Below are 22,909 nucleotides of genomic sequence, written 5' to 3' on the forward strand. Positions count from 1 at the left end.
GAAAGTTTTTAATCCTGTCTGACATCCATCTTTTGATTTTGTTCCATCGAAAAAGGCTTATATTGAAATGAGCACGTGCATCACTACTTTCATTCACAAAATTAAAATCGATACATCATTCTTGCGAATAATCGCATCGATGTTTATTAGGTCCTATTTCGTTTGTACCGTAACAATTTGCTGCTTTTTAGCGCGATAGCAAATTGTACCACTATGAACCTTTTCATATGGTGCAAAAAAGCGCATAATAGCATCATTTTTTGATGGAAAACTGAGTAGCATGAAACATACTGTAGAGCAGCTTTTAAAACACGCTTTAATGTCCTTACAAAAATCGGGTGAAATACCTGCTGATTTAGATATTGAGATTAAGGTTGATCGTACAAAAGATTCTGCTCATGGTGATTTTGCCAGTAATTTGGCTTTAATTTTAGCAAAGCCTTGTCGCCAGGCACCACGCAAAATTGCGGAGCTTTTGGTGCAGGCTTTGCCTGCTGACTCTGCCGTTGAAAAAGTAGAAATTGCTGGGGCAGGGTTTATTAATTTTTTCATACGCAATAGTTCTCGTTCACAAATTATTGGTGAAATATTGGAAAAAGGGGAGCATTTTGGACGAAGTACTATTGGTCAAAATCAAAAAGTATTGGTTGAATTTGTGTCTGCGAATCCAACAGGTCCCCTGCATGTAGGGCATGGACGGGGAGCAGCTTTTGGCGCTACTTTAGGAAATGTTTTAAAGGCAGCGGGTTATGATGTTACTTTAGAATACTATGTGAATGATGCCGGACGGCAAATGAACATTCTTGCTGCCAGTGTGTGGTTGCGCTACCTGGAACTTGCTGGCGAACCTGTGGTTATTCCTGCCAATGCGTATAAAGGGGATTATGTTTCTGAAATAGCACAGGAATTTTTAGCCGAGCACGGCAAGGAGTATGTGCATCCATGGGCTACTGTCATTGAAGGCCTACCCCTTGATGAACCTCATGGTGGAGACAAAGAAATTTATATCGATGCGTTGGTGGACCGTGCAAAACAATTATTAGGTACCGATGTTTTTGCTCTGTTTCATCAGCATGCATTGAATACAGTTCTTGATGATATCAAAGATGATCTCGCCGAATTTGGTGTCAACTATAATAGTTGGTTTTCCGAACAGTCTCTTTTTGAAGATGGTTCCATTCAAAAAGGGATTCAAGCGCTTAAAGACAGTGGTCATACTTTTGAAAAAGAAGGTGCTCTTTGGTTTAGAGCAACTGATTTTGGCGATGAAAAAGATCGCGTACTGGTGCGTGCTAATGGTCATACTACTTATTTTGCCTCTGATGTCGCTTACCATTGGAATAAATACGATAGAGGTTATGATCGGGTAATTGATATTTTTGGTGCAGATCATCATGGGTATATCACTCGCTTACGTGCCGTGGTTAAAGCTTTAGGACATGATGAAAATGCACTGGATGTATTACTTGTCCAATTTGCTATTTTATATCGTGGTTCTGAGCGGGTACAAATGTCTACACGCAGCGGTTCTTTTGTCACTTTAAGAGAGTTGCGTCATGAGGTAGGCAATGATGCAGCACGTTTCTTTTATGTGGCACGTAAGTCAGAACAACATATGGATTTTGATTTGGATTTAGCTAAGTCAGAGTCCAGTGATAATCCGGTTTATTATATTCAGTATGCTCACGCAAGAATATGCTCAGTGTTAAGACAATTGAAGGAACGAGGCTTATCCTGGGATAAGGCACTTGGTCTAAAACATATCGATTTGTTAGAACAATCGCATGAAACTCATTTGATTTCTTTAATTGGCCGTTATCCCGAGATTGTAGAATTAGCAGCTGTACATTGTGAGCCGCATCAAGTAGCTTATTACTTACGTGAAGTAGCCAATGGCTTGCATAGTTATTATAATGCTGTTCCACTTTTGTGTGAGCATGAGCAATTACGATGCGCTCGTCTTTGTTTGCTCGAGGCAGTGCGTCAGGTGTTAAAAAATGGTTTGGACTTATTGGGCGTATCAGCTCCTGAGAGTATGTGATGACAAGAGAATATGGTAATAGGCGTTCTTCACGGTCGCGCGGTAATGCACCACACCAGCTTCTAACGATTACTTTTACCTTTTTATTAGGTTATTTGACCGCTTCTTTTTTTGATTTTGAAATGTTGAGCAATTGGGTAAATACTCAGGTTTTGGCTCATCATGAAATGAAAAAAGAAGCCTCCAAACCCGAAGCACAACACGCAGCGATTCCGCCTAAACCAAAATTTGAGTTTTACACGCTCCTCACAAATGAAAAAGTTCCTAGCACACAACCCAATGCTAACCCCACAGCTTCGGCTCAGCCCACGGCAACAAATCCCCCTACTACTACCGTAACGGCAGCCGCTTCAGTATCTACAGCAACTCAAAAAACTGCATCAGGTAGTATTGCAAATACAACACCCTCAGTAACCCCAGCAGAGAAACAGAATGTGGCTAAAGCACCACCGCAATCAAATGCTGCTTCAACTGAGAAAGGAAAGTTTTTAGTGCAAGTGGCCTCTTTTAAGGCACGTAAAGATGCGGAACAAATGAAAGGCTCTTTGATTCTTAAGGGTTTTGGCGCATACATAATTCCTGTAAGCCATCCTGCAAAAGGTAATTGGTTCCGTGTAGTGGTAGGTCCATATTCTAACCGAGCTCTTGCACAACAAGCTCAGGTGACTTTGGCTAGAAATGAGCGTCTAAACGGTATGGTTACACGAGGTGGATAAATTATATTGCCTGGGGTAGAACAGCTGAAACCCGGGTTAGGACTTGGACTAACCCAGGCTACACATGAAGGAGTCCCAAGATATTTCAGCGCCGCACAACGACCTGAATGGTTCCTGCATTTTTGATTGCATGAGGTTTGCTGATTCCCACTGTCACTTGCGAAACACTGAATTGTCTTTTAATTAAATCTGCGACTTCATTGGCAACTGTTTCAATGAGTTGAAATGATTTTGATTCTACATAAAGAGTAACATTCTTACACAATGCTTCGTAGTCTATGGTCTTACTTAAATCTTCCTGACAGTCACTGAAATCAGTATCGATACTGATATCAATTAATAATTGTTGAAGAATACGTTGTTCCCATGCATAAACACCAATTTTGGTGCTTACATTAAGAGCTTTGATATTTAAGGTATCCAATGTTATTCCTACTAATCCAGAAGTGATTTATTGGTGATTTTATCTAAATAGTTATCATGATGTATAGAGTGTGTTCCCCGGATTACTCTGTGCTAATCGGGGCTACGATCATTTATACCTCTAATTTATTAGTCTCAGTATCCTCTTTTTGATTTTCAGTATTTGGGCTCGTAATCAAGTGTACTGCTTTATCGTATCCAAGTATTGGCAACGAAAGTGCGAGCATTAATGATAAACCAAGGACTGTTCTCCCTAATAAAATAGGGGCGGCAACGCCACCTGCTATTACTCTCAACGAGGTATGAACGTTTTCATTTACTGCAACATGCCATAAATAAGAAGCCATAACGGGCAGTAGCGTCAGATCCAGTAAGCCAAAAGCAGGTAATCCAGTGTATTCATCATCAAACTGATTTCCTGTAATTGCGCGATAAGCGCTTTCAAAACGTACGGTTAAGCTGGATGAGGGAGAAAACAATAATCGTAAATGACGATATCGATTTTCGCTGATAAACTGCCCTATACTTTTGACGCGAAATGCTTCTATATCTTTTTTATTTAAAACCTGTGTTTGAATCTGCTTCTCATCAGAGCTCAAATAAACTCTAGGAATGAAGGGTTCACCTTGCTCAGATTTAGATCCTGGAAATTTATACTCAATCGCACCGGCAATTAATCGCCCCATAACCTCAGAACCTTGTTCATTAGGCTCAATCTGCAGAGCATGCTTTCCGCCTAAAGGATTTAACGATGAGGTTGTATCAACAAAAACAATCTCTTTATCTTTAGCTGCTGCATAGGCCAGGATTTCCCTATAAAGCGCATTCATCGTTTCTTCAACTACAGTAAAAGGAGCTCGTCCTTTTCCTTCCGCCCGTGCCAGGTGCGAAAATCCGGTATAAATAAAATAAGGAGTTAATTGGGTAATCGAGGGATAATATTGCGACAAGAGAACGATACGGCTAAGTTGAGGATTATTTTCAATTAATTCATCAATAATTTGTTTATAATCTTTTAATATATTGGCTTTTACTTGTTCAAACGCTAAGTGAATGGCTGGTTTTGCATTTTCTGGCGTAATTCTTAAAAGAAGTTGAGGATAATTCATTTCTTCCATTAAAGTATCCGCTAGAGCTTCTCTATAATTATTACCTCCTACGCTTAACACCACAACATCGGGTTTCCATGCTGTAACTGCCTTGAGCTGATGTACCGAATTAGAGCGAATATGGTCTTCATCGGTTAGAACTTTACCCAACGAACAATCAGACAATAAATCATCGGTTGTTGCGCCATCAACAGCAAAATTACCGATAAGGTAAGAATTTGAGGTACCTCGAGCGAGCGCCTCTGCAGTTTGATGCGGTACTGTATGTGTTTTCTCTGCATAAGGTTCCCCACTTACCCAATGGGGGTTATCTAGCGTAGAATCGCCCATAAAAGCAGCTTTTATTGGGGGTGTTTCAGAATTTCCAAGCACCTGTTTTAATCTGCCAGTGTTCTTGGGGTATCCTGCTCCGATCGATTCTGACAAATTTTTAGTTAATCCCATAATACGCTCTAGTTGATAATAAAATGGGACTGATTATGTTTCCAAGTTTGCTCAGAGTCAATTCAGAAACAATTCTTGCATAATTTAGAGTGTAAATATGTTAGCATTGGGCATTTTGATAATGTTGGGATAATATGATGTATGATTGGGATCAATCTTTGTTCCTACGCGCTTTAAGACGACAGCCTGTCGAGCGAACTCCAGTATGGATGATGCGTCAAGCAGGGCGTTATTTACCCGAATACCGCAAGACTAGAGAACAGGCCGGTGATTTTTTAAGTCTTTGTAAGAATCCTGAACTTGCTTGTGAGGTCACATTACAGCCTTTGCGTCGTTATGCACTGGATGCAGCCATTTTATTTTCTGATATTTTGACCATTCCTGATGCGATGGGGCTCGGTTTATATTTCGTTGAAGGCGAAGGGCCGTGTTTTCAACATCCGATACGAGATACCCAAGCAATTGCCAACTTACAAATCCCGGAGCCGGATTCTTTGGCTTACGTGATGAATGCGGTGCGCTTGATCCGCAAAGAAATGCCCAAAGAGCTTCCGCTAATCGGTTTTGCAGGCAGTCCATGGACTTTAGCGTGTTATATGGTTGAAGGTAAAAGCACGAGAGAATTTAAACGCATTTTACCTCTGATCTACACTGAGAGTGAGGCTGCCCATATTTTACTGAGTAAATTAGCAGCATCAGTTGCAGATTATCTGATAGAACAAATCAAAGCGGGTGTTAATTCAGTCATGCTTTTTGATACTTGGGGGGGAATTTTAACTCCAGAGAATTATCAAAATTTTTCTCTCCAGTATATGCAGAAAATCGTACACCAAATTAAAACCAATTTCCCTGAAATCCCCGTTATTTTATTTACTAAAGGGGGAGGGCAATGGTTGGAAAAAATGCTTGTTACCGGATGTGATGCACTAGGACTGGATTGGACGTGTGATATAGGTGAAGCACGACGCAGAGTTGGTAATCAGGTTGCATTACAAGGAAATCTTGACCCTTCGGTATTGTTAACCTCAAAGCAATGTATTCGAGAGCAAGTTAAAAAGATTTTAGCATCCTATGGGACCGGCTCAGGACATATATTCAACCTCGGTCATGGTGTTACTCCTGACGTACCACCTGAGCATGTTGCTGCGATGATTGAGGCCGTTCATGAATTCAGCCCTTATTATCATCAAAATTGAGATCCATTATGGCCTGGGTTTCACTAGCACTCAGGCTATAATTAGTCAGAATTTAAATCAATTATCTACCTTATCTGAGATACGTCATTCTGAACAAAGTGGGGAGTCAGCTCAAATACAGTGAATAGCAACTGTCTTAAATTGTTAATTTAAGACAGTTCTTAGCTGGTTTAAATTCCCTTGATGAGAAAGCCCAATCAAACCAATTACCCATGTCATGCATTCACCTCCTTATAGCCCGCCAGGTTATTTAATTAAGAAGACAACTTTATCGATATCAATCCAAAAATAATGAAGAGTGCGGCAGTAACTCTTAGTGCATTTGCCGCTTCTCCCAGAAAAAGAACACCGATTAAAAAAGCCCCTACAGCACCTATTCCTGTCCAAATGATATATGCTGTTCCTAAAGGAATGCTTCTCATGGAGATTGATAAAAGTGTAAAACTAGCGACCATGGCCAGGATTGTAAGAATTGAGGGAATGAGTTTTGTGAATCCTAAAGATTGCTTCATACAGTAAGCCCATATAATCTCGAGTATTCCTGCAAAAAACAAAAATAACCAGTCCATAAAAGCTCCAATGTTATGGTCTGGTCGTCCAGAATTAAAACCTTAATGGATGAGGTCGTCCTCATTGATGATATGATACAAAAATTAAAATAGAATTTCTATTTAAGCAACTGTCTTGAATTACTAGTCACTATTTTTACTATGCAAAAGATGTTGAATGATGTGACAAGAAATGAGTTAATTTATGTTTAAATTCCATAAGCTTTTCTTTATTAGTTTGATAATTATACTGAATTTTTTTATCCAAAATTTAGGGTATAGCAAAGAACTATCTAAGACTAAAACAAAAACTCTGATTTATTCATGGGTGAATTGGTTAAATATAATTGGTCTTCCCAATACGCGTTTCAGTGAAAATGATTTAGCACAATATTATGCTCCTAATATCGAAGTTTATACGAATGGAAAACTAGTTGCGAAAGGTTATGCTGATTTATATAAACAGTATGAAGAGATTAGAATTCAATACACTTCAATGCATATTACTTTACCGTTGAATGAATTGTTAGTTGATAGAAATAAAGTTGCATTAAGTTGCGTCATTACTTTAACTGCTAAAATGAAACAGCACATCAATGATCTTGCAATTGTTGAATTTGATAATAAAGGCAAAATTGTTAAGCTTTGGGAGTTATTAGATAGCAAAGATCCAACGAATATTCAGTAATGATTCTTTGCTATGAAGAAACTGCTCTTCTAAAGAAAGCTAATTGATATTGTGAAGTCAAGTTGCTATAAATAAATTGTTTCATTAATAGATCAAGAAATGGATTCTTCGATACATACAATCAAAGAAATGGAAGTCGTTTATTATGACACACTCTCAAAAAATAGCGGATGAGGTTCTTGTTGATATAGCGCTTCAAGGTGGTGGTGCTCATGGTGCTTTTACATGGGGCGTACTGGACCGTTTGTTAGAAGAAAAGAAGCTCCGAATTGATGGTATTTCTGGCACATCAGCAGGGGCTATGAATGCGGTGGTTCTTGCTGACGGATATATCAAAGATGGTCCTCAAGGAGCACGCTATGCGCTCGAATTGTTCTGGAAGAATGTTTCTGATGCCGCACGCTTTAGTCCCTTGCAACGCAGTCCTCTTGATATGATGCTGGGGCAATGGTCTCTGGATCATTCTCCTTTTTTCATCACCATGGATGTATTGTCTCGACTGTTTTCTCCATATGATCTGGATCCATTTGGGATTAATCCACTCCACAATATTTTAGGAGAGCTCATTGATTTCAGACGGTTATCACAAAGCTCAATCAAATTATTTGTTACTGCGACCAACGTGAGCACGGGTAGAGGAAGAGTATTTCGCAACAACGAAATTACCCCTGATGTGCTTCTTGCCTCGGCATGCCTGCCCACTATTTTCAAGGCTGTCGAGATCGATGGGGAGCATTACTGGGATGGAGGATATTCAGGAAATCCGACAATTACACCGCTTGTGCGAGAATGTAAATCACAAGATACGATTTTAGTCCAAATTAATCCCGTAACACGACCAGGTTTTCCTCGGTCTGCACGAGATATCCTCAACCGCCTAAATGAAGTGTCATTTAACACGGTATTACTTAAAGAGCTTCGCATGATTGCTTTATTACGGCAATTGGCGCATCCAGGTAATTCCGAAGGGGCTAAATGGGCGGGCATGCGAATACACCGGGTGAGCAGTGACATTATGCTGGAACTCAGTTCTTCCTCAAAGCTCAATGCTGAATGGGACTTTTTGCTCATGTTGCGAGACGAAGGACGTCGTGCAGCTGAAGCTTTTCTCACGGAGCATGGGAAAAACCTTGGAAAAAATTCATCACTTGACCTCGATGTGTTACTTGAGGGAGTTTAATTCATGGGAATCCTCGAGATTTTACTTGGATAATTATTACTGATTGTTTTAGCATTTCGAAGCTGGAGTATCTTGCTCCTGCTGCAGCATTAGTCGAACGATGTCTGCATTGCCAGGAGCACCATCCATACATCATTTACAGATAGATACAGAAGTCTTTTTATGGTTCGGTGTCCAACATATCCATCTGCCAAGAGTATTGTGCGCTGACATTGTTTAATTATTATGATCAATATGATATATTATTGCGCAATACTGTCCTGACATGAAACAGCTTATGCAAAGTAAATATCCAGCATTTTTTCCCAGTAACAAGATAAAGTCTTTTCCATGTGTGGAGTTTTCACATGTTGAAAAAACTTCCTCTGCAATCGAAACATTATATCGAGGTGATGTTCATCTTCCCGAAATAATTTTTCTCATGCCCACCTTGCTTACAGGGGTTTTTTGTCAATGCTTCCCTGAAGTAATTGATATGGAGCAAATAAGATTGCACAAATTAACCAACTTATCTAATGATTTTCATATGGTGAGTATGTCAGAAGATCTGCAGATTGCATCAAAGTGGGGAAGGGACAGCCTTATTACCATCGACCCTGCTTTATTCTCCAATTATATTGTTGATGTCCATGCAAGCTATCGTGAAAATAGCCTCACTCTACCTGCTCGAATGGAACGAGAAAAAGAGCATATTGCCTTAGCTGTACCCTTTTGTAGTATAAAAAAAATAATGATTCACAATAAAGAATTCCTTAACCCTTTTTATCTCAACATATCTGCCAACAATCAGGAAGCAATAATGGAGTTTGATACACTTTATTGTCAATTAGTGTCACTTTTAAGAAAAAAATACACTCAGGAAGTAGATAAGCAAGAAGAGAAACGTGCCTTACGCGCTTATACTGAAGCGTATTTAGAGTTCTATAATCAATTCAGCGGTAGTGACAACCCCTTTAATAAAAGCCTATCGGAGCTCTGTGCTCTTTACCCGGAATTTGTGGCAAATTTTTTAAATTCAAATCCTAAAACATCACCAACCGATTTGCTAAAGGATCTTATTCTAAGTGCGTCTGAGAACTTATTTGAAGAACATCATTATACGAAAGCGATTGATGCTTCTTATATTTATAGAACTAAAGTAAGCACTACTTATGATGAGGATGACTGGGCTAAACCAAATTATAATTAGTAATAAAAACGATGTAATGGGTAGGAATGAAATGTTTTTGGACTCATAGAGAGCTATTCGTTCCTGAATTGTCGACTTAATTGAATGGCCATTTCTATTGATTGTTCACAGTTCAACCGAGGCTATGATATGCCTTTCTTAGACGTAGCCTGAGTGAAGGCAAAGCCGTAACCCGGGATCAAAACCTTATGTGGGTAGCGATCCCAGGTTACGCTATTGCTTCAGCCAGACTACAATTTTCTACACGTCCTTAAGTTGACGCCATCTTACTTCTTTTGAAGTCTTTTTATGGCCTTATTACTTTATTTCTTGCTGCAATCAGACTTAAACGAATAAGCCAACGCTGTGCCTGTTTCCAAGAAGCTCTTAAGGCTGCTAAGAACAAGTGGCCAGCCGTAACTGATTTTGGGCAATATCTCGGAGTGTTCAGGAAAGCCGCTGTGTGTGACCGTTAATTTCACCAGATTACCCTCGGGTTCAAGTTCAAAAATAACTGTTGATGCGGGTTCGTCAGGCATCGATTCCATTAAGGGCTTCCAACTGTATGAAAGTACCTTCGGTTTATCTGCACGCAATACCTTATCTGAATGGGCCAGACTGCCATCGGGTGCATAAAATTTCATAGATGCCCCTACAGTCCAATCACTTTCAATACGAAAACCACCCCAGTATTCTTTAGTAAATTCGCCCTTCGTTAAGGCGTCCCACAGTTTTTCAGCTGTAGTTTGAATATAAGTTGTATAAACGAATTGTGGCTTGCTCATGTTCATTTCCTTTTTTTAGGTGACGATGATGACTTGTCGTGTTCTAAAATACTTTTCAAGTTATCTAAAGCGAGTAGCCGATTACGTTCGTACTTGGCGATCCAGCGTCCGAACGTTTCTTGTAGCGGTACTGGATTGAGATAGTGCAACTTTTCTCGGCCTTCCCAATGAACAACGACCAGGTTCGCATCCTCCAGAATATGAAGATGTTTCATAACAGCCTGTCGGCTCATGCTCAAATGCTCGCACAACTCATTAAGGTTTTGGCCGTTACGAGCACATAATGCATCAAGCAAGGTTCGCCGACTTTTATCTGCCAATGCTTTAAAAATAAGATCGTTGTCCATATCTATAGTATATGTAACCAAATGGTTACATGTCAAGGAAAGGTTTATTAATGGTAAGAGGATTTTCTATGAGAAATAAAAATAATGCCAGTGAAATAATGCTAAGTTAGATACAAGAAGACCCTCCTAATAATCCGCAACTAAACGTGCTGTATCTATGTTTTCAGGAAGTGCTAATTGTTCAATAGGTTTACTAAAGAATTTATTATTTGTAGCTGAGAACTTGTTTTCGTTTGATCTAGAAGAAGTGAAAATGTGTTTTGATTCTTAGGATAGGCATTAAGAGTATTGCGTACTTATGATGAGTAATAGGGTCTGTAACAGACCCTAATCAAGATAAACTAATTGGGCGTTATTCGTTCCTGAATTGTCTACTCAATTGAATGGCCATTTCTATTGATTGTTCATAGTTTAACCGAGGATCAACGAGGCTATGATAAGCTTTTTTTAGATCGTCAGCGGCTAACCCGCGAGCGCCACCAATACACTCTGTGACGTTGTCGCCTGTTAGTTCAAAATGAACACCACCGAGATAACTGCCCATATTGCGATGAATTTCCAAAGCTTGTTTCAGCTCTAAAAGAATGTTGTCAAAGTGACGGGTTTTAATGCCATCCAATGTAGTTTCTGTATTGCCATGCATAGGATCACAAGACCAGGTAACTGGCACTCCTGTTTTCCTTACCGTTTCGATAAGAGGGGGCAGCAACCTATCTATGTGCTTTGCTCCTAGACGAGTGAATAACAAAAGACGTCCTTCTTCACGTTGCGGATTGGCTCTTTGCAATACTTCTTCCAACCATTCTGGAGTAGCTCCTGGTCCAACTTTGATACCAATAGGATTCTCTACCCCACGTAAAAATTCCAAATGGGCGCTATCGAGCTGTGCTGTACGCATCCCAATCCAGGGCAGGTGTGTGGAGAGGTTATACCATAAACCATCATCCATCTGACGAGTCAATGCCTGCTCATAGTGCAAATGCAGAGCCTCATGTGAAGTATAAAAATCCACCTTGGATAAATTACTGGACTGTATCCCATCAATGGTATCCAAAAAATCTAAAGCATCAGCGATTGATTTAACCAGCGTTTGGTACTCTTCTTTTTGTTTGGAATGTTCCACAAAGCCCAAGTCCCATTGTTGAGGATGATTGAGGCTGGCAAAACCACTGTCGAGTAGGCCGCGAATAAAGTTTAAAGTAATAGCCGAACAGCTGTAGGCTTGCAACAATAATTTGGGGTTGGGTTCACGTGCTTCTTGAGTGAACTCCGGGGAGTTTACGAGATCACCCCGGTAGCTGGGCAAAGTAATACCCTCAATTGTTTCATAATCCGAAGATCGAGGCTTTGCATATTGGCCTGCAATTCGTCCAACACGAATAATAGGTTTTCGTAAGCCATGCAATAGAATCAAACTCATTTGCAAGATGATTTTTAATTTATTGCTGATGATCTCTGATCGACAATCATTAAACGATTCAGCACAGTCGCCACCTTGAAGAATAAACGCTTCTCCACGCCCGGCACGTGCAATTTCCTTTTTCAAATTTCTTACTTCACTGCTGGTAACTAGTGGAGGTAAAAGGCTCAGTTGCTCTACAATTTTATTTAACTGTTCGTCATCCGCGTAATTTGCAGCTTGTAAATAAGAATATTGGAGCCAAGAGGTAGGCGACCATTTTTGCATAAAAAACCCATGTAACTTTTTTGAGTCTAAGTATGGAATAAATGAACACATACTGCAAGCGAACGGCTTATTATTCTAGTGATTATCCTCTAGGATAGATAGCTTGGGCCCAACTGCTGGAGTTTTCGCCATCTCTTGTTGCATTCGGGATGACGATAAAAAAACAGGGTTATCGCATAGCCTTCACCAGGCTACAATAAAATAAAAATAATTAAGGGCTTGAAATCTTATTTGCTGCCCCCATTTGTGGTTTTCACGTTGCTAGGCTGTGGAGAGGAGTAATTTGCATGAGTAAACAAGACAAAAAAAATTGGCATCAATTTAAAGAACAACATCAAAATGAAGAACATCAATCTAAAGAATCGGAACAAGGTGATCATGAGGATACTTTGGATTTACCCGAAGAAATAGCACATCCTGAACCTTCCTTAGATCATCCAAGCTATATCGAGTTGAGTGAAAAACTGACTCTTGCTGAACAACAGGCTCATGAAAATTGGGAAAAAGCAGTGCGTGCTCAAGCTGAGTTAGATAACGTACGTCGTCGTGCCGAGCGCGAAGTAGCTAATGCGCATCGCTATGGCGTTGAAAAGTTGATTTCTGATTTGTTACCTGTAATTGACAGTCTAGAGCAGGCTTTACAATTGGCTGTCAAAGCGGAAGACTCATCAATGAAGGAAGGTTTAGAATTAACTTTAAAGCTTTTTACCGATGTATTGAAGAAATTTGATGTGCAACAAATCGATCCTGTAGGCATGCCTTTCGATCCACAGCTTCACGAAGCCATGTCGATGCAAGATGTGCCTGGTGCTGAACCCAATACAGTGCTCGCGGTATTCCAAAAAGGATATAAATTGAGCGACCGAGTGATTAGACCGGCGCGTGTTGTCGTAGCAAAAAAATAAAAATGTGGATTATATGGGTTGAAATCGACAGGTTATGCCCCATATAAGAACCATCGCATTAGAAATTACTTAATTTGGAGCATGAATAGAATGGCTAAAATTATAGGAATCGACTTAGGTACCACCAACTCATGTGTTGCGGTAATGGAAGGTGATAAACCTAAGGTAATTGAAAACAGTGAAGGCCACCGAACCACGCCTTCCATCGTTGCTTATACTGACGATGGTGAGGTATTGGTTGGGCAATCTGCAAAACGCCAAGCTGTAACCAACCCTGATAATACTTTATTTGCAATTAAGCGATTAATCGGTCGTCGTTTTGAAGACGCAGTAGTGCAAAAAGATATCAAAATGGTACCTTACAAAATCATCAAAGCGGATAATGGTGATGCTTGGGTTCGTGTGAAAAGCCAAGACAAAGCGCCACCACAAATTTCTGCTGAAGTATTGCGTAAGATGAAAAAAACCGCTGAAGATTACCTCGGCGAAGAAGTGAAAGAAGCGGTAATTACCGTACCTGCTTATTTCAATGACTCCCAACGTCAGGCCACCAAAGATGCAGGACGTATTGCTGGACTTGAAGTCAAACGTATTATTAACGAACCTACTGCTGCAGCTCTTGCCTACGGTATGGACAAAAAACGTGGTGATTCAATTATTGCTGTATATGATCTCGGTGGTGGTACTTTTGATATTTCAATTATTGAAATTGCAGAAGTTGATGGAGAACACCAATTTGAAGTACTCGCAACGAATGGTGATACCTTCTTGGGAGGTGAAGACTTTGACTTGGCTTTAATTGATTATCTGGCTTCTGAATTCAAAAAAGATACTGGCATTGATTTGCATAATGATCCATTGGCATTACAACGTCTGAAAGATGCAGCTGAAAAAGCGAAAATTGAACTTTCTTCAGCCCAACAAACAGATGTTAACTTACCTTACATTACGGCTGATGCTACAGGACCAAAACACTTAAACATTAAATTGACTCGCGCTAAGTTGGAGTCTTTGGTTGAGAAATTGGTTGAGCGTACCGTTGAGCCTTGCAAAATCGCATTGAAAGATGCTGGATTGAATGTATCCCAAATTAATGAAGTTATTTTGGTAGGCGGTCAAACCCGTATGCCTTTGGTACAAAAAACAGTAGAAGAATTTTTTGGTAAAGAACCACGCAAAGACGTTAACCCTGATGAAGCAGTTGCTGTGGGTGCTGCGATTCAAGCTGCAGTTTTATCGGGTGAAGTGAAAGATATTCTGTTACTTGACGTAACTCCTTTATCTTTAGGTATCGAAACTATGGGTGGGGTGATGACCAAGCTCATCGAGAAAAATACCACAATCCCTACCAAAGCCAATCAAGTATTTTCTACTGCTGATGATAATCAAACTGCGGTTACTGTACATGTATTGCAAGGCGAAAGAGAGCAAGCATCAGCGAATAAATCCTTGGGTCGATTTGATTTAGGTGATATTCCTCCTGCACCACGTGGTGTACCACAAATTGAAGTAACTTTTGATATCGATGCGAATGGTATCCTTAATGTTTCTGCAAAAGATAAAGCTACGGGTAAGGCACAATCGATTGTGATTAAAGCATCAAGTGGTTTGAGTGATGAAGAAGTAGAAGCAATGGTCAAAGATGCTAAGTCTCATGCCGAAGAAGACAAGAAATTTAAGGAAATGGCAGAGCTACGCAATCAGGCTGATAGTTTGATTCACAGCTGTGAAAAATCCATGAAAGATTTAGCCGCTGAACTTGCTGAAGATGAGAAGCAAGGTATTGAAAAAGCCATTGCTGAATTAAAAGAAGCGATCCAAGGCAGCGATAAAGCACAAATTGAAGACAAATTAAAAGTGCTAAGTGATGCTTCTGCAAAAATGGCTGAACGAGTTTATGCTAAAAAAGCATCTGAAGGCCAAGCAGGACAAGGTCAAGCGCAACAAGAGCAGGCATCCGCTCAAGAATCAGCTAAAGCGGATGAAGGTGTTGTTGATGCTGAGTTCGAGGAAGTTAAAGACGATAAGAAATAATCAGTTATATCGTGACTTAGTCGTCTAGGAATGTAGCCTGATACGTACAATGTCACTGCCTATTAAGTTAATGTGTTTCCCTTCTCCCCGCGGGGAGAAGGTGCCCCTTAGGGCTGATGAGGGAATGGATTGTGGCTAACTAACCCTTGCCCTCACCCTCTCCCACAAGCGGGAGAGGAGATTTTAACTAAAGGCAGTGATGTTGTGCGTATCAGGCTACATTGTCCATTTTAATTTTTAATATGTGAGTAGTTATGGAACAGCGGGATTATTATGAACTTTTAGAGGTAAGTCGAACTGCAAGTGATGCCGAAATTAAAAAGGCATATCGTAGATTGGCAATGAAGTATCACCCAGATCGTAATCCTGACGATTCTGCTGCTGAAGAAAAATTTAAAGAAATCCAATACGCTTACAGCATTCTTTCCGATCCACAAAAGCGTGCAGCCTATGATCAATACGGTCATGCGGGCGTTGATCCTTCCATGAGAGGTGGTCCTGGAGGTTTTGGCGGTTTTGGTGGTTTTGGCGATGTCTTTGAGGACATTTTTGAAAATATCTTTTCAGGCGGACGCGGTGCAGGACGACAATCTCGTGGCCAACGCGGCGCTGATTTACAATTCAATGTCCAATTAACCCTGGAAGAGGCTGCGCTGGGTAAAGAAGTACAAATTACTGTTCCTCGACATGGTGCTTGTGCTACGTGTAGTGGTAGCGGTGCTAAAAAAGGAACCCAGCCAAAGACGTGTGAAACCTGTAATGGTATGGGGCAAGTCAGAATTCAGCAAGGCTTTTTCTCCATTCAGCAAACATGTCCTAGCTGTCATGGTGAAGGAACCATTATTACTGATCCTTGTTCCGATTGTCATGGTCAGGGTCGAATCCGTGAAAGCAAAAAGCTTACAGTTAAGATTCCTGCCGGGGTGGATAATGGAGATCGTGTTCGTTTAAGCGGAGAGGGCGAAGCCGGTATGCATGGGGGAGGCCCGGGCGATCTTTACGTACAAATCAGTGTAAAAAAACATACTATATTCGAACGTCATGAAAATGATTTGCATTGCGAAGTACCCATAAGTTTCATTATCGCTGCCATGGGTGGTTCTATAGAAGTACCAACCCTAGAAGGACGCGTTACTTTAAAGATCCCTGAAGAAACACAAACCGGTAAAGTGTTTCGTTTAAGAGGAAAGGGGATGAAATCCGTACGCGGGCATGGTCAAGGCGATTTATTATGTAAAGTAGTTGTAGAAACCCCAGTGAATTTATCACGCGAGCAAAAAGATTTATTAACTAAATTTCAAGAATCACTGGAAAATGCTAAAGGAAAACACTCTCCACGCTCTAATTCTTGGTTCGCAGGTGTGAAAAAATTCTTTGAAGACATGAAATTTTGAAGCAAGTAAGTTACAATTGCACACATTTGTCTAAATGTGTATTTTTTGAGCTTTCTGGCTGCGGGATTTTTAATCGTTATTGATTGTAGTCCAGGTTGAAGCGAAACGAAATCGGAATCTTTTAGACCTCATGCCACATGCAATGAGGGATGACAGGAGTTGCGCTTCGATTACCTAAGCTACGGATTCGCCAAGGCCGCTCAAAAGACACTTTGAATAACTAACAGAGTAGACCATGATGAACCAACCAGCAATTTTAGTGTTAGCCGATGGCACCATTTACGAAGGAATTTCGGTAGGAGCAACAGGCGATTCTGTCGGAGAGTTGGTTTTTAATACGTCTCTAACCGGTTATCAGGAAATGCTTACAGATCCTTCTTATGCACGGCAAATCATTACTTTGACTACAGCTCATGTAGGCAATACAGGATGCACTCATGAGGATATGGAATCTAATAAAATTTGGGGTGCGGGTTTGGTGATTCGTAATTCCTCTATAATCCATAGTAATTATCGCGCTGAACTCTCTCTTCCTGATTGGCTCAAAAAAAATAATGTAGTTGCTATTGCTGACATTGATACTCGCGATTTGACCCTTCGTTTACGAGAGCATGGTGCTGTCGGTGCATGCATCAGTACCCGTGTAGAAGACCCCGAGCTGGTTTTGGCAAAAGCACGTTCCTTCGCTGGTTTACAGGGAGTTGATTTGGCTTTAGAAGTTTCTAGGAAAACTATAGAGCGCTGGCATGAGGGGCAAGGCGAATGGGGTAAAGGCTCTCAGCCTCAACAATTCCACGTGGTTGCTTATGATTTTGGAGTAAAGCACAATATTTTACGTATTTTGCATGACAAAGGGTGTCATTTAACCTTAGTGCCAGCAAAAACCTCTGCTGCAGAAGTTTTAGCGATGAATCCTGATGGGGTATTTTTATCAAATGGCCCAGGAGATCCACAAGCTTGTGATTATGCCATTCGTGCAACCCAAGAATTTTTGGCTCATAATATTCCTTTATTTGGCATTTGCTTGGGTTTTCAGATTTTGGCTTTAGCCTGTGGGGGCGTGACAAAAAAAATGAAATTTGGTCATCACGGAGCAAATCATCCTGTAATTGAAACTGAAGGGCAAAAACGTGTTTTTATAACCAGCCAGAACCATGGATTTGCTGTGGATGAAGAGAGTTTGCCTGACTGCCTCGCGATTACACATCGTTCGTTATTTGATAATACCCTTCAAGGCATCAAGCATAAGGAAAAACCGGCATTTGGCTTTCAAGGACATCCTGAGGCTAGCCCTGGACCCCATGATATAGAAATAATATTTAATGAATTTATACAGTTGATGAAATAGGATATATAAAATTTAAAGAGGATTAACTAATGAATGACACTCACGTCTTTACTTCAGAGTCGGTTTCTGAAGGGCATCCTGATAAAATCGCAGATCAGATTTCTGATGCAATTCTAGATGCTATTTTAATGCAAGACCCCGCTGCGCGTGTTGCTTGCGAGGTGTTCGTTAAAACTGGAATGGTCTTAGTTGGTGGGGAAATTACTACCAAAGCTTGGGTGGACGTGGAAGCAGTAACGCGGCAAGTAGTTAAAGAAATAGGTTATAACAGCTCGCAAATGGGATTTGACTGGGAATCTTGTGCTGTACTTTCTGCTATTGGTAAACAATCTCCTGATATTGCCCAGGGTGTAGATAATAAAGAAACAAGAATTCTTGGCGCAGGGGATCAAGGTTTAATGTTTGGTTATGCCAGCCGTGAAACAGATGTCTACATGCCTGCCCCTATTGCTTATGCACATCGTTTGATGGAAAAACAAGCTCATTTACGTAAATCAGGCGCATTACCCTGGTTACGGCCTGATGCGAAATGTCAATTAACTTTAAAATATGAAAAGGGAATACCTGTTGAAGTCGATACGGTAGTATTCTCCACGCAACATGCGGCTGAAATTGGATACAGTGATTTAATCGAGGCGGTACGAGAGGAAATTATTAAAACAACGTTACCCGCCGAATGGTTAACTCATAAGACCCGCTATTTTATTAATCCAACAGGTCGTTTTGTTATAGGTGGTCCTTTGGGAGACTGTGGACTTACTGGCCGCAAAATCATTGTAGATACGTATGGTGGTATGGCGCGACATGGCGGCGGATGTTTTTCGGGTAAGGATCCTTCTAAAGTGGATCGATCTGCAGCTTATGCAGCACGGCATGTAGCAAAAAACATTGTTGCAGCAGGATTGGCTGATAAGTGCGAGTTACAGATTTCTTATGCAATTGGTGTCGCTGAGCCTACCTCTATTTTTGTTGAAACTTTTGGCACAGGTCGTTTAAAAGATAGTGAAATCATTGAATTAATACATACCCATTTTGATTTAACGCCACAAGGTATTATTGAACATCATGATTTACTGCGCCCAATCTACAAACAAACAGCAACTTACGGCCATTATGGACGTGAAAACTTTCCATGGGAACGATTGGATAAAGTGACGGAGCTACGTAAAGCCTTATAAAGGAGACTCTAATGGAATTAGCCAATAAAGCAGGAGCAGGAAGCAATATGGTAAAAGATTATAAAGTAGCAGATATGTCGCTGGCTTCTTGGGGGCGTAAGGAAATAGCGATTGCTGAAACTGAAATGCCCGGATTAATGGCGTTGCGTGAAGAATTTGCTGCAAAAATGCCTTTAAAAGGTGCTCGTATAGCAGGCTGTTTGCATATGACAATTCAAACAGCCGTACTGATCGAAACATTAATTGCTTTAGGTGCTGAGGTTCGCTGGTCGTCTTGTAATATATTTTCTACTCAAGATCATGCTGCCGCAGCTATAGCAGCCAAGGGTATCCCGGTCTTTGCTTGGAAAGGTGAAACTGAGGAAGAGTATTGGTGGTGTGTTGAGCAAACGCTTTCCGGACCGAATCATTGGACTCCTAATTTATTGCTGGATGATGGAGGTGATTTGACTCAAGTAGTACATCAAAAGTTTCCGGAATTATTATCAGGAATTAAAGGAGTTTCGGAAGAAACAACTACTGGTGTCGCCCGATTGTATGAAATGGCCAGAAACGGTACCTTAAAAATTCCTGCAATTAATGTGAATGATTCAGTTACCAAATCCAAGTTTGATAACATGTACGGTTGTCGTGAATCTTTATTGGATGGAATAAAACGAGCTACTGATGTGATGATTGCTGGCAAATTAGCTCTAATTTTAGGTTATGGGGATGTAGGCAAGGGCTGTGCACAGGCATTACGTGGCCAGGGTGCGATTGTTTTAATCGCCGAAATTGATCCTATTTGTGCGCTGCAAGCGGCAATGGAGGGATATCGTGTTGTGACTCTGGATGATGTTGCCGAGCAGGTAGATATCGTTGTTACTGCAACGGGAAATTACCATGTAGTGACTCATGAGCATATGCAGCGTATGCATAATCAGGCTATTTTATGCAACATTGGTCATTTTGATTCTGAAATTGATGTACAGAGTTTAAAGAAATACCAATGGGAAAATATTAAGCCACAGGTTGATCATATAATATTTCCTGACGGTAAGCGTTTAATTCTTTTGGCTGAGGGACGCTTGGTTAATTTAGGATGTGCTACAGGTCATCCAAGTTTTGTGATGTCGGCCTCTTTTTCCAACCAAATTTTGGCTCAAATCGAATTATTTAAAAATGCGGATCAATATGACCGAGATGTCTATGTTCTTCCCAAATTATTAGATGAGAAAGTAGCTCGTTTGCATTTAGGAAGAATCGGAGCAAAATTGACTCAACTCACTAAGGAACAAGCAGACTACTTAGGTGTGGCGATTAATGGTCCTTATAAACCTGAGCAATATCGATATTAGTTGAGGGTTGGGCTTGTAGCCCAACCTATTACAAATACAGGGAGTCACCATCTATCGGAACATGCGTTTTTAGCAAAATACTCATCAAGCCTACGTTTCGTTCCTGGGCTTACCATCTCAGGCAAATGGTCGTAATCATACCAGGCCATCTGTTCAATTTCGTGAGAATACGCTTTTACAGAGGTAAAATTTTTAACGATAAAGATGATCGGATAGTCGTTGACTCCCATGTAGGTATGGAAATAAATACCAAATAATTGCGGTTCCTCAGCAGGAATTATTCCGACTTCTTCTTTTAATTCACGTATTAGAGCTTCTTGAGCTGACTCGCCGCTTTTGACGCCACCACCAGGTAAATACCAATGCGGTTGATATGTGTGTTTTACCAAAAGGATCTGATGATCACGATTTAAAATAATAGCCCGCGAACCAAGGGTTATGAAGCCAAACCATGATTGTAATTTTCTTATCAAGCGTGTGGCTGATTTAAAAAAAAGTGATCGCAAGTCCATGACATTGTTGAATACAAACAAAGAGATAGATACAGTATATCGAGCATCCCAGGAATTTCAATGTGGTTTTTATTTTAATACATTCGGGATAATGTAGTAACATTTTTGGACAATTTTGCCCTTGTTTTGCCCTGTGTCTTATAGCATACTGAATTGCGATGTATATTATAAGGAGATTTTTGCATGTTTAAATCAGGGATTTTAGCTCTAGGTCTTTTATCAATAGCTCATGGCGTTTTTGCTGCACCGGAGCAAAATGCAGTTCGAGTAATTATCAAATATAAAGAACAAATAACCAGCGTTTCTTCTTTAAAGTCACAGATAAAACAAGTAACCCAACTACCTGTAAAAGAATTTAATCCTATGGCGAATGGTGCTTTTTTATTAATTTTAGACACCACAAACAGTCCCTGGGCTAAAGTAAATGATGAGGATGAAACTTCTTCGATTTTGGAGCGTTTACGCAAAAACCCTCAAGTTTTATATGCGGTTAAAGACAGAATAAGTTACTTTAAACCGGTTCCTGATCCTGAAATTCTAGATGCAGGGAATTTATTATCTCATGAAAGCCAATGGGATGAGTTTACTCCTCCTGCCGGAATTATGTTGGAATCGAAACCTGGATTTAGAGATGGTGCTTGGGCCTATACGACAGGGCTTTCTAAAAAGCCAATAGTTGTAGCCGTCCTCGATACGGGGATTGCTTTAAATGATAGTCTGATCAACAACTTGGTGAAGGACAGTGTAGGTAATTTATGGGGTTGGAATTTTGCAGGAAATAATAATAACTTGATCGATGAAACCCGCTCTTATCATGGTACTCATGTTGCAGGAACCATTGCAGGCTATGGGAGTGTCATGAGCGGTATGGGTGAGGATTTAAAAATTCTTCCTTTAAAAATCCCTGCTGCTAATGGCATGTTTTATGAAAGTTCAGTGATTAACGCGATTTATTGGGCTGTAGGTGGCGAGGTTCCCGGCGTTCCGACTAACATTCATCCAGCAAAAATATTGAATATGAGCTTTGGGGTGGATAGGGGCCCTAAAGACGAAATTGATTATTGTGACCAAGCCCTACAAGAAGCAGTCTTTTTTGCACGCAAGAAAGGTGCGGTATTGGCCGTTGCGGCGGGAAATGACAACGTCTGGGAGCATTTTAATGCGCCAGCAATTTGTAATGGAACCATTAAAGTCGCGTCTACCGGCCCTGAAGGCCTTAGATCCTATTTTTCCAACTATGGTCCAAGTGTTACCTTAGCTGCTCCAGGCGGAGATAAGCGTTATGGCATTTGGGGTGGGATTTTATCTACAGTGAACCCAGGTGGTGGTTATAATGGATCAGGGTTTGATTTTTATCAAGGAACGAGCATGGCTACGCCACATGTTGCGGGTGTTGCTGGATTGATTTTAGCTGCGAGTGAAAAGGGACTGAGCCCGGAACAAGTGGAACAACTCCTGTATACCACAACCCATGATTTTGGTGTAAGTACTGACCCCAATAAATCCTGTGTGGGTAAAAAGCCTTGCGGACATGGCATTCTAGATGCGGAAAATGCAGTTAAAGCAGCTGCGGCAGGTTATGATCTTATCTTTTCTGCCCCTAAAGTAGAGTATTTAGCAATGAAGGATTGTGGAAAGAACGCCTTAACTCCTAGCAAAACGCGCATTGTTTCAGGAGATGGGGTTTGGATACAAAATCATACGAATTGTGATATCGCAGAAAGTTTCCAAAAGCCTTATATAGAACAAGATAAAAATGGAAACATTATTGCTTATTATGGTTCTGTAAGTTATCGATTGGATCAAAGTGCTTACAAGTCATGCCATGTGATTGGTTATGATGGGGTGGGTTGTTATTTATAAGCATTC

The 22,909-nt window shown here is 40.6% G+C and carries 20 protein-coding genes; 13 read left to right on the forward strand and 7 right to left on the reverse strand.

All coding sequences use genetic code 11. The features are described 5' to 3' along the window. Positions 1-280 precede the first annotated feature (280 nt). Positions 281-2,041 carry an arginine--tRNA ligase gene (gene argS / locus ACF8MK_RS09675; protein ID WP_392536471.1) on the forward strand — a complete coding sequence of 587 codons (1,761 nt, stop codon included), beginning with the start codon at positions 281-283 and terminating at the stop codon, positions 2,039-2,041. Beyond that, a complete protein-coding gene (locus tag ACF8MK_RS09680) occupies positions 2,041-2,757 on the forward strand; it encodes an SPOR domain-containing protein (RefSeq protein ID WP_392536472.1) in 717 nt (238 codons plus the stop codon). Before argS ends, ACF8MK_RS09680 begins: the two co-directional genes overlap by 1 nt. 85 nt (positions 2,758-2,842) lie before the next feature. On the opposite strand, the gene folB is transcribed toward ACF8MK_RS09680, so the two are convergent. Together folB and ACF8MK_RS09690 are read right to left on the reverse strand one after the other, a co-directional pair. Next, complete coding sequence (gene folB, locus ACF8MK_RS09685) at positions 2,843-3,181, reverse strand: dihydroneopterin aldolase (protein WP_392536473.1); 339 nt, start codon at positions 3,179-3,181, stop codon at positions 2,843-2,845. Positions 3,182-3,293: 112 nt separating this feature from the next. Beyond that, positions 3,294-4,733: an SGNH/GDSL hydrolase family protein gene (locus tag ACF8MK_RS09690; RefSeq protein ID WP_392536474.1), complete on the reverse strand. Its 1,440-nt coding sequence runs from the start codon at positions 4,731-4,733 to the stop codon at positions 3,294-3,296. Between the two features lie 137 nt (positions 4,734-4,870). Between ACF8MK_RS09690 and hemE the strand changes: the two genes are divergently transcribed. Further along, positions 4,871-5,929 (forward strand): uroporphyrinogen decarboxylase, encoded by a 1,059-nt coding sequence (hemE, locus tag ACF8MK_RS09695; protein ID WP_392536475.1) that lies wholly within the window; start codon positions 4,871-4,873, stop codon positions 5,927-5,929. A gap of 254 nt (positions 5,930-6,183) precedes the next feature. On the opposite strand, the gene ACF8MK_RS09700 is transcribed toward hemE, so the two are convergent. Then, positions 6,184-6,498: a DMT family transporter gene (locus ACF8MK_RS09700; protein ID WP_392536476.1), complete on the reverse strand. Its 315-nt coding sequence runs from the start codon at positions 6,496-6,498 to the stop codon at positions 6,184-6,186. A 184-nt stretch (positions 6,499-6,682) separates the two neighbouring features. Between ACF8MK_RS09700 and ACF8MK_RS09705 the strand changes: the two genes are divergently transcribed. The 3 genes from ACF8MK_RS09705 to ACF8MK_RS09715 all read left to right on the forward strand — a co-directional run bounded on the left by ACF8MK_RS09705 (position 6,683) and on the right by ACF8MK_RS09715 (position 9,534). Beyond that, a complete protein-coding gene (locus ACF8MK_RS09705; protein WP_392536477.1) occupies positions 6,683-7,165 on the forward strand; it encodes a hypothetical protein in 483 nt (160 codons plus the stop codon). A gap of 145 nt (positions 7,166-7,310) precedes the next feature. After that, positions 7,311-8,345, forward strand: coding sequence for a patatin-like phospholipase family protein (locus ACF8MK_RS09710; protein WP_392536478.1), 1,035 nt, complete (start codon positions 7,311-7,313; stop codon positions 8,343-8,345). Between the two features lie 277 nt (positions 8,346-8,622). Then, entirely contained in the window at positions 8,623-9,534 is a 912-nt protein-coding gene (locus ACF8MK_RS09715) for a hypothetical protein (RefSeq protein ID WP_392536479.1), read from the forward strand. 302 nt (positions 9,535-9,836) lie between these two features. Here ACF8MK_RS09715 and ACF8MK_RS09720 read toward each other — a convergent pair whose 3' ends face one another. The 3 genes from ACF8MK_RS09720 to ACF8MK_RS09730 form a co-directional block, all read right to left on the reverse strand. Further along, positions 9,837-10,298 (reverse strand): SRPBCC family protein, encoded by a 462-nt coding sequence (locus tag ACF8MK_RS09720; protein ID WP_392536480.1) that lies wholly within the window; start codon positions 10,296-10,298, stop codon positions 9,837-9,839. Between the two features lie 2 nt (positions 10,299-10,300). Beyond that, positions 10,301-10,666, reverse strand: a complete 366-nt coding sequence (locus tag ACF8MK_RS09725; protein ID WP_392536481.1) for an ArsR/SmtB family transcription factor — start codon at positions 10,664-10,666, stop codon at positions 10,301-10,303. A 331-nt stretch (positions 10,667-10,997) separates the two neighbouring features. Then, positions 10,998-12,332 carry a 3-deoxy-7-phosphoheptulonate synthase class II gene (locus tag ACF8MK_RS09730; RefSeq protein WP_392536482.1) on the reverse strand — a complete coding sequence of 445 codons (1,335 nt, stop codon included), beginning with the start codon at positions 12,330-12,332 and terminating at the stop codon, positions 10,998-11,000. A gap of 287 nt (positions 12,333-12,619) precedes the next feature. Here ACF8MK_RS09730 and grpE point away from each other — a divergent pair, with 287 nt between their 5' ends. The 6 genes from grpE (at position 12,620) to ahcY (ending at position 20,528) form a co-directional block, all read left to right on the forward strand. Further along, positions 12,620-13,237 carry a nucleotide exchange factor GrpE gene (gene grpE / locus ACF8MK_RS09735; protein WP_392536483.1) on the forward strand — a complete coding sequence of 206 codons (618 nt, stop codon included), beginning with the start codon at positions 12,620-12,622 and terminating at the stop codon, positions 13,235-13,237. A gap of 90 nt (positions 13,238-13,327) precedes the next feature. Beyond that, positions 13,328-15,271 (forward strand): molecular chaperone DnaK, encoded by a 1,944-nt coding sequence (gene dnaK, locus ACF8MK_RS09740; protein ID WP_392536484.1) that lies wholly within the window; start codon positions 13,328-13,330, stop codon positions 15,269-15,271. Positions 15,272-15,525: 254 nt separating this feature from the next. Beyond that, positions 15,526-16,665: a molecular chaperone DnaJ gene (gene dnaJ / locus ACF8MK_RS09745; RefSeq protein WP_265704564.1), complete on the forward strand. Its 1,140-nt coding sequence runs from the start codon at positions 15,526-15,528 to the stop codon at positions 16,663-16,665. Between the two features lie 235 nt (positions 16,666-16,900). Beyond that, complete coding sequence (gene carA / locus ACF8MK_RS09750; protein WP_392536485.1) at positions 16,901-18,013, forward strand: glutamine-hydrolyzing carbamoyl-phosphate synthase small subunit; 1,113 nt, start codon at positions 16,901-16,903, stop codon at positions 18,011-18,013. 29 nt (positions 18,014-18,042) lie between these two features. Then, positions 18,043-19,191: a methionine adenosyltransferase gene (gene metK, locus ACF8MK_RS09755; RefSeq protein ID WP_392536486.1), complete on the forward strand. Its 1,149-nt coding sequence runs from the start codon at positions 18,043-18,045 to the stop codon at positions 19,189-19,191. A gap of 11 nt (positions 19,192-19,202) precedes the next feature. Then, positions 19,203-20,528, forward strand: a complete 1,326-nt coding sequence (ahcY, locus tag ACF8MK_RS09760) for an adenosylhomocysteinase (RefSeq protein WP_392536487.1) — start codon at positions 19,203-19,205, stop codon at positions 20,526-20,528. Positions 20,529-20,572: 44 nt separating this feature from the next. Here the strand turns inward: ahcY and ACF8MK_RS09765 are convergent, their stop codons facing one another. Then, a complete protein-coding gene (locus ACF8MK_RS09765) occupies positions 20,573-20,917 on the reverse strand; it encodes an NUDIX domain-containing protein (protein WP_392536488.1) in 345 nt (114 codons plus the stop codon). Between the two features lie 306 nt (positions 20,918-21,223). Here ACF8MK_RS09765 and ACF8MK_RS09770 point away from each other — a divergent pair, with 306 nt between their 5' ends. After that, the gene (locus ACF8MK_RS09770; RefSeq protein WP_392536489.1) at positions 21,224-22,903 is read left to right on the forward strand and encodes a S8 family serine peptidase; all 1,680 of its coding nucleotides are present in this window, start codon (positions 21,224-21,226) and stop codon (positions 22,901-22,903) included. Positions 22,904-22,909: the final 6 nt, after the last annotated feature.

The sequence above is a fragment of the Legionella sp. 227 genome (assembly GCF_043161935.1).
Classification (GTDB): Bacteria; Pseudomonadota; Gammaproteobacteria; order Legionellales; family Legionellaceae; genus Legionella; species Legionella sheltonii.

Bases quoted from the DNA above. Each gene is read 5' to 3' on its own strand.
- argS (WP_392536471.1), top strand. From the start codon at position 281: ATGAAACATACTGTAGAGCAGCTTTTAAAACACGCTTTAATGTCCTTA.
- ACF8MK_RS09680 (WP_392536472.1), top strand. From the start codon at position 2,041: ATGACAAGAGAATATGGTAATAGGCGTTCTTCACGGTCGCGCGGTAAT.
- ACF8MK_RS09690 (WP_392536474.1), bottom strand. From the start codon at position 4,733: ATGGGATTAACTAAAAATTTGTCAGAATCGATCGGAGCAGGATACCCC.
- hemE (WP_392536475.1), top strand. From the start codon at position 4,871: ATGTATGATTGGGATCAATCTTTGTTCCTACGCGCTTTAAGACGACAG.
- ACF8MK_RS09700 (WP_392536476.1), bottom strand. From the start codon at position 6,498: ATGGACTGGTTATTTTTGTTTTTTGCAGGAATACTCGAGATTATATGG.
- ACF8MK_RS09705 (WP_392536477.1), top strand. From the start codon at position 6,683: ATGTTTAAATTCCATAAGCTTTTCTTTATTAGTTTGATAATTATACTG.
- ACF8MK_RS09710 (WP_392536478.1), top strand. From the start codon at position 7,311: ATGACACACTCTCAAAAAATAGCGGATGAGGTTCTTGTTGATATAGCG.
- ACF8MK_RS09715 (WP_392536479.1), top strand. From the start codon at position 8,623: ATGCAAAGTAAATATCCAGCATTTTTTCCCAGTAACAAGATAAAGTCT.
- ACF8MK_RS09720 (WP_392536480.1), bottom strand. From the start codon at position 10,298: ATGAGCAAGCCACAATTCGTTTATACAACTTATATTCAAACTACAGCT.
- ACF8MK_RS09730 (WP_392536482.1), bottom strand. From the start codon at position 12,332: ATGCAAAAATGGTCGCCTACCTCTTGGCTCCAATATTCTTATTTACAA.
- grpE (WP_392536483.1), top strand. From the start codon at position 12,620: ATGAGTAAACAAGACAAAAAAAATTGGCATCAATTTAAAGAACAACAT.
- dnaK (WP_392536484.1), top strand. From the start codon at position 13,328: ATGGCTAAAATTATAGGAATCGACTTAGGTACCACCAACTCATGTGTT.
- dnaJ (WP_265704564.1), top strand. From the start codon at position 15,526: ATGGAACAGCGGGATTATTATGAACTTTTAGAGGTAAGTCGAACTGCA.
- carA (WP_392536485.1), top strand. From the start codon at position 16,901: ATGATGAACCAACCAGCAATTTTAGTGTTAGCCGATGGCACCATTTAC.
- metK (WP_392536486.1), top strand. From the start codon at position 18,043: ATGAATGACACTCACGTCTTTACTTCAGAGTCGGTTTCTGAAGGGCAT.
- ahcY (WP_392536487.1), top strand. From the start codon at position 19,203: ATGGAATTAGCCAATAAAGCAGGAGCAGGAAGCAATATGGTAAAAGAT.
- ACF8MK_RS09770 (WP_392536489.1), top strand. From the start codon at position 21,224: ATGTTTAAATCAGGGATTTTAGCTCTAGGTCTTTTATCAATAGCTCAT.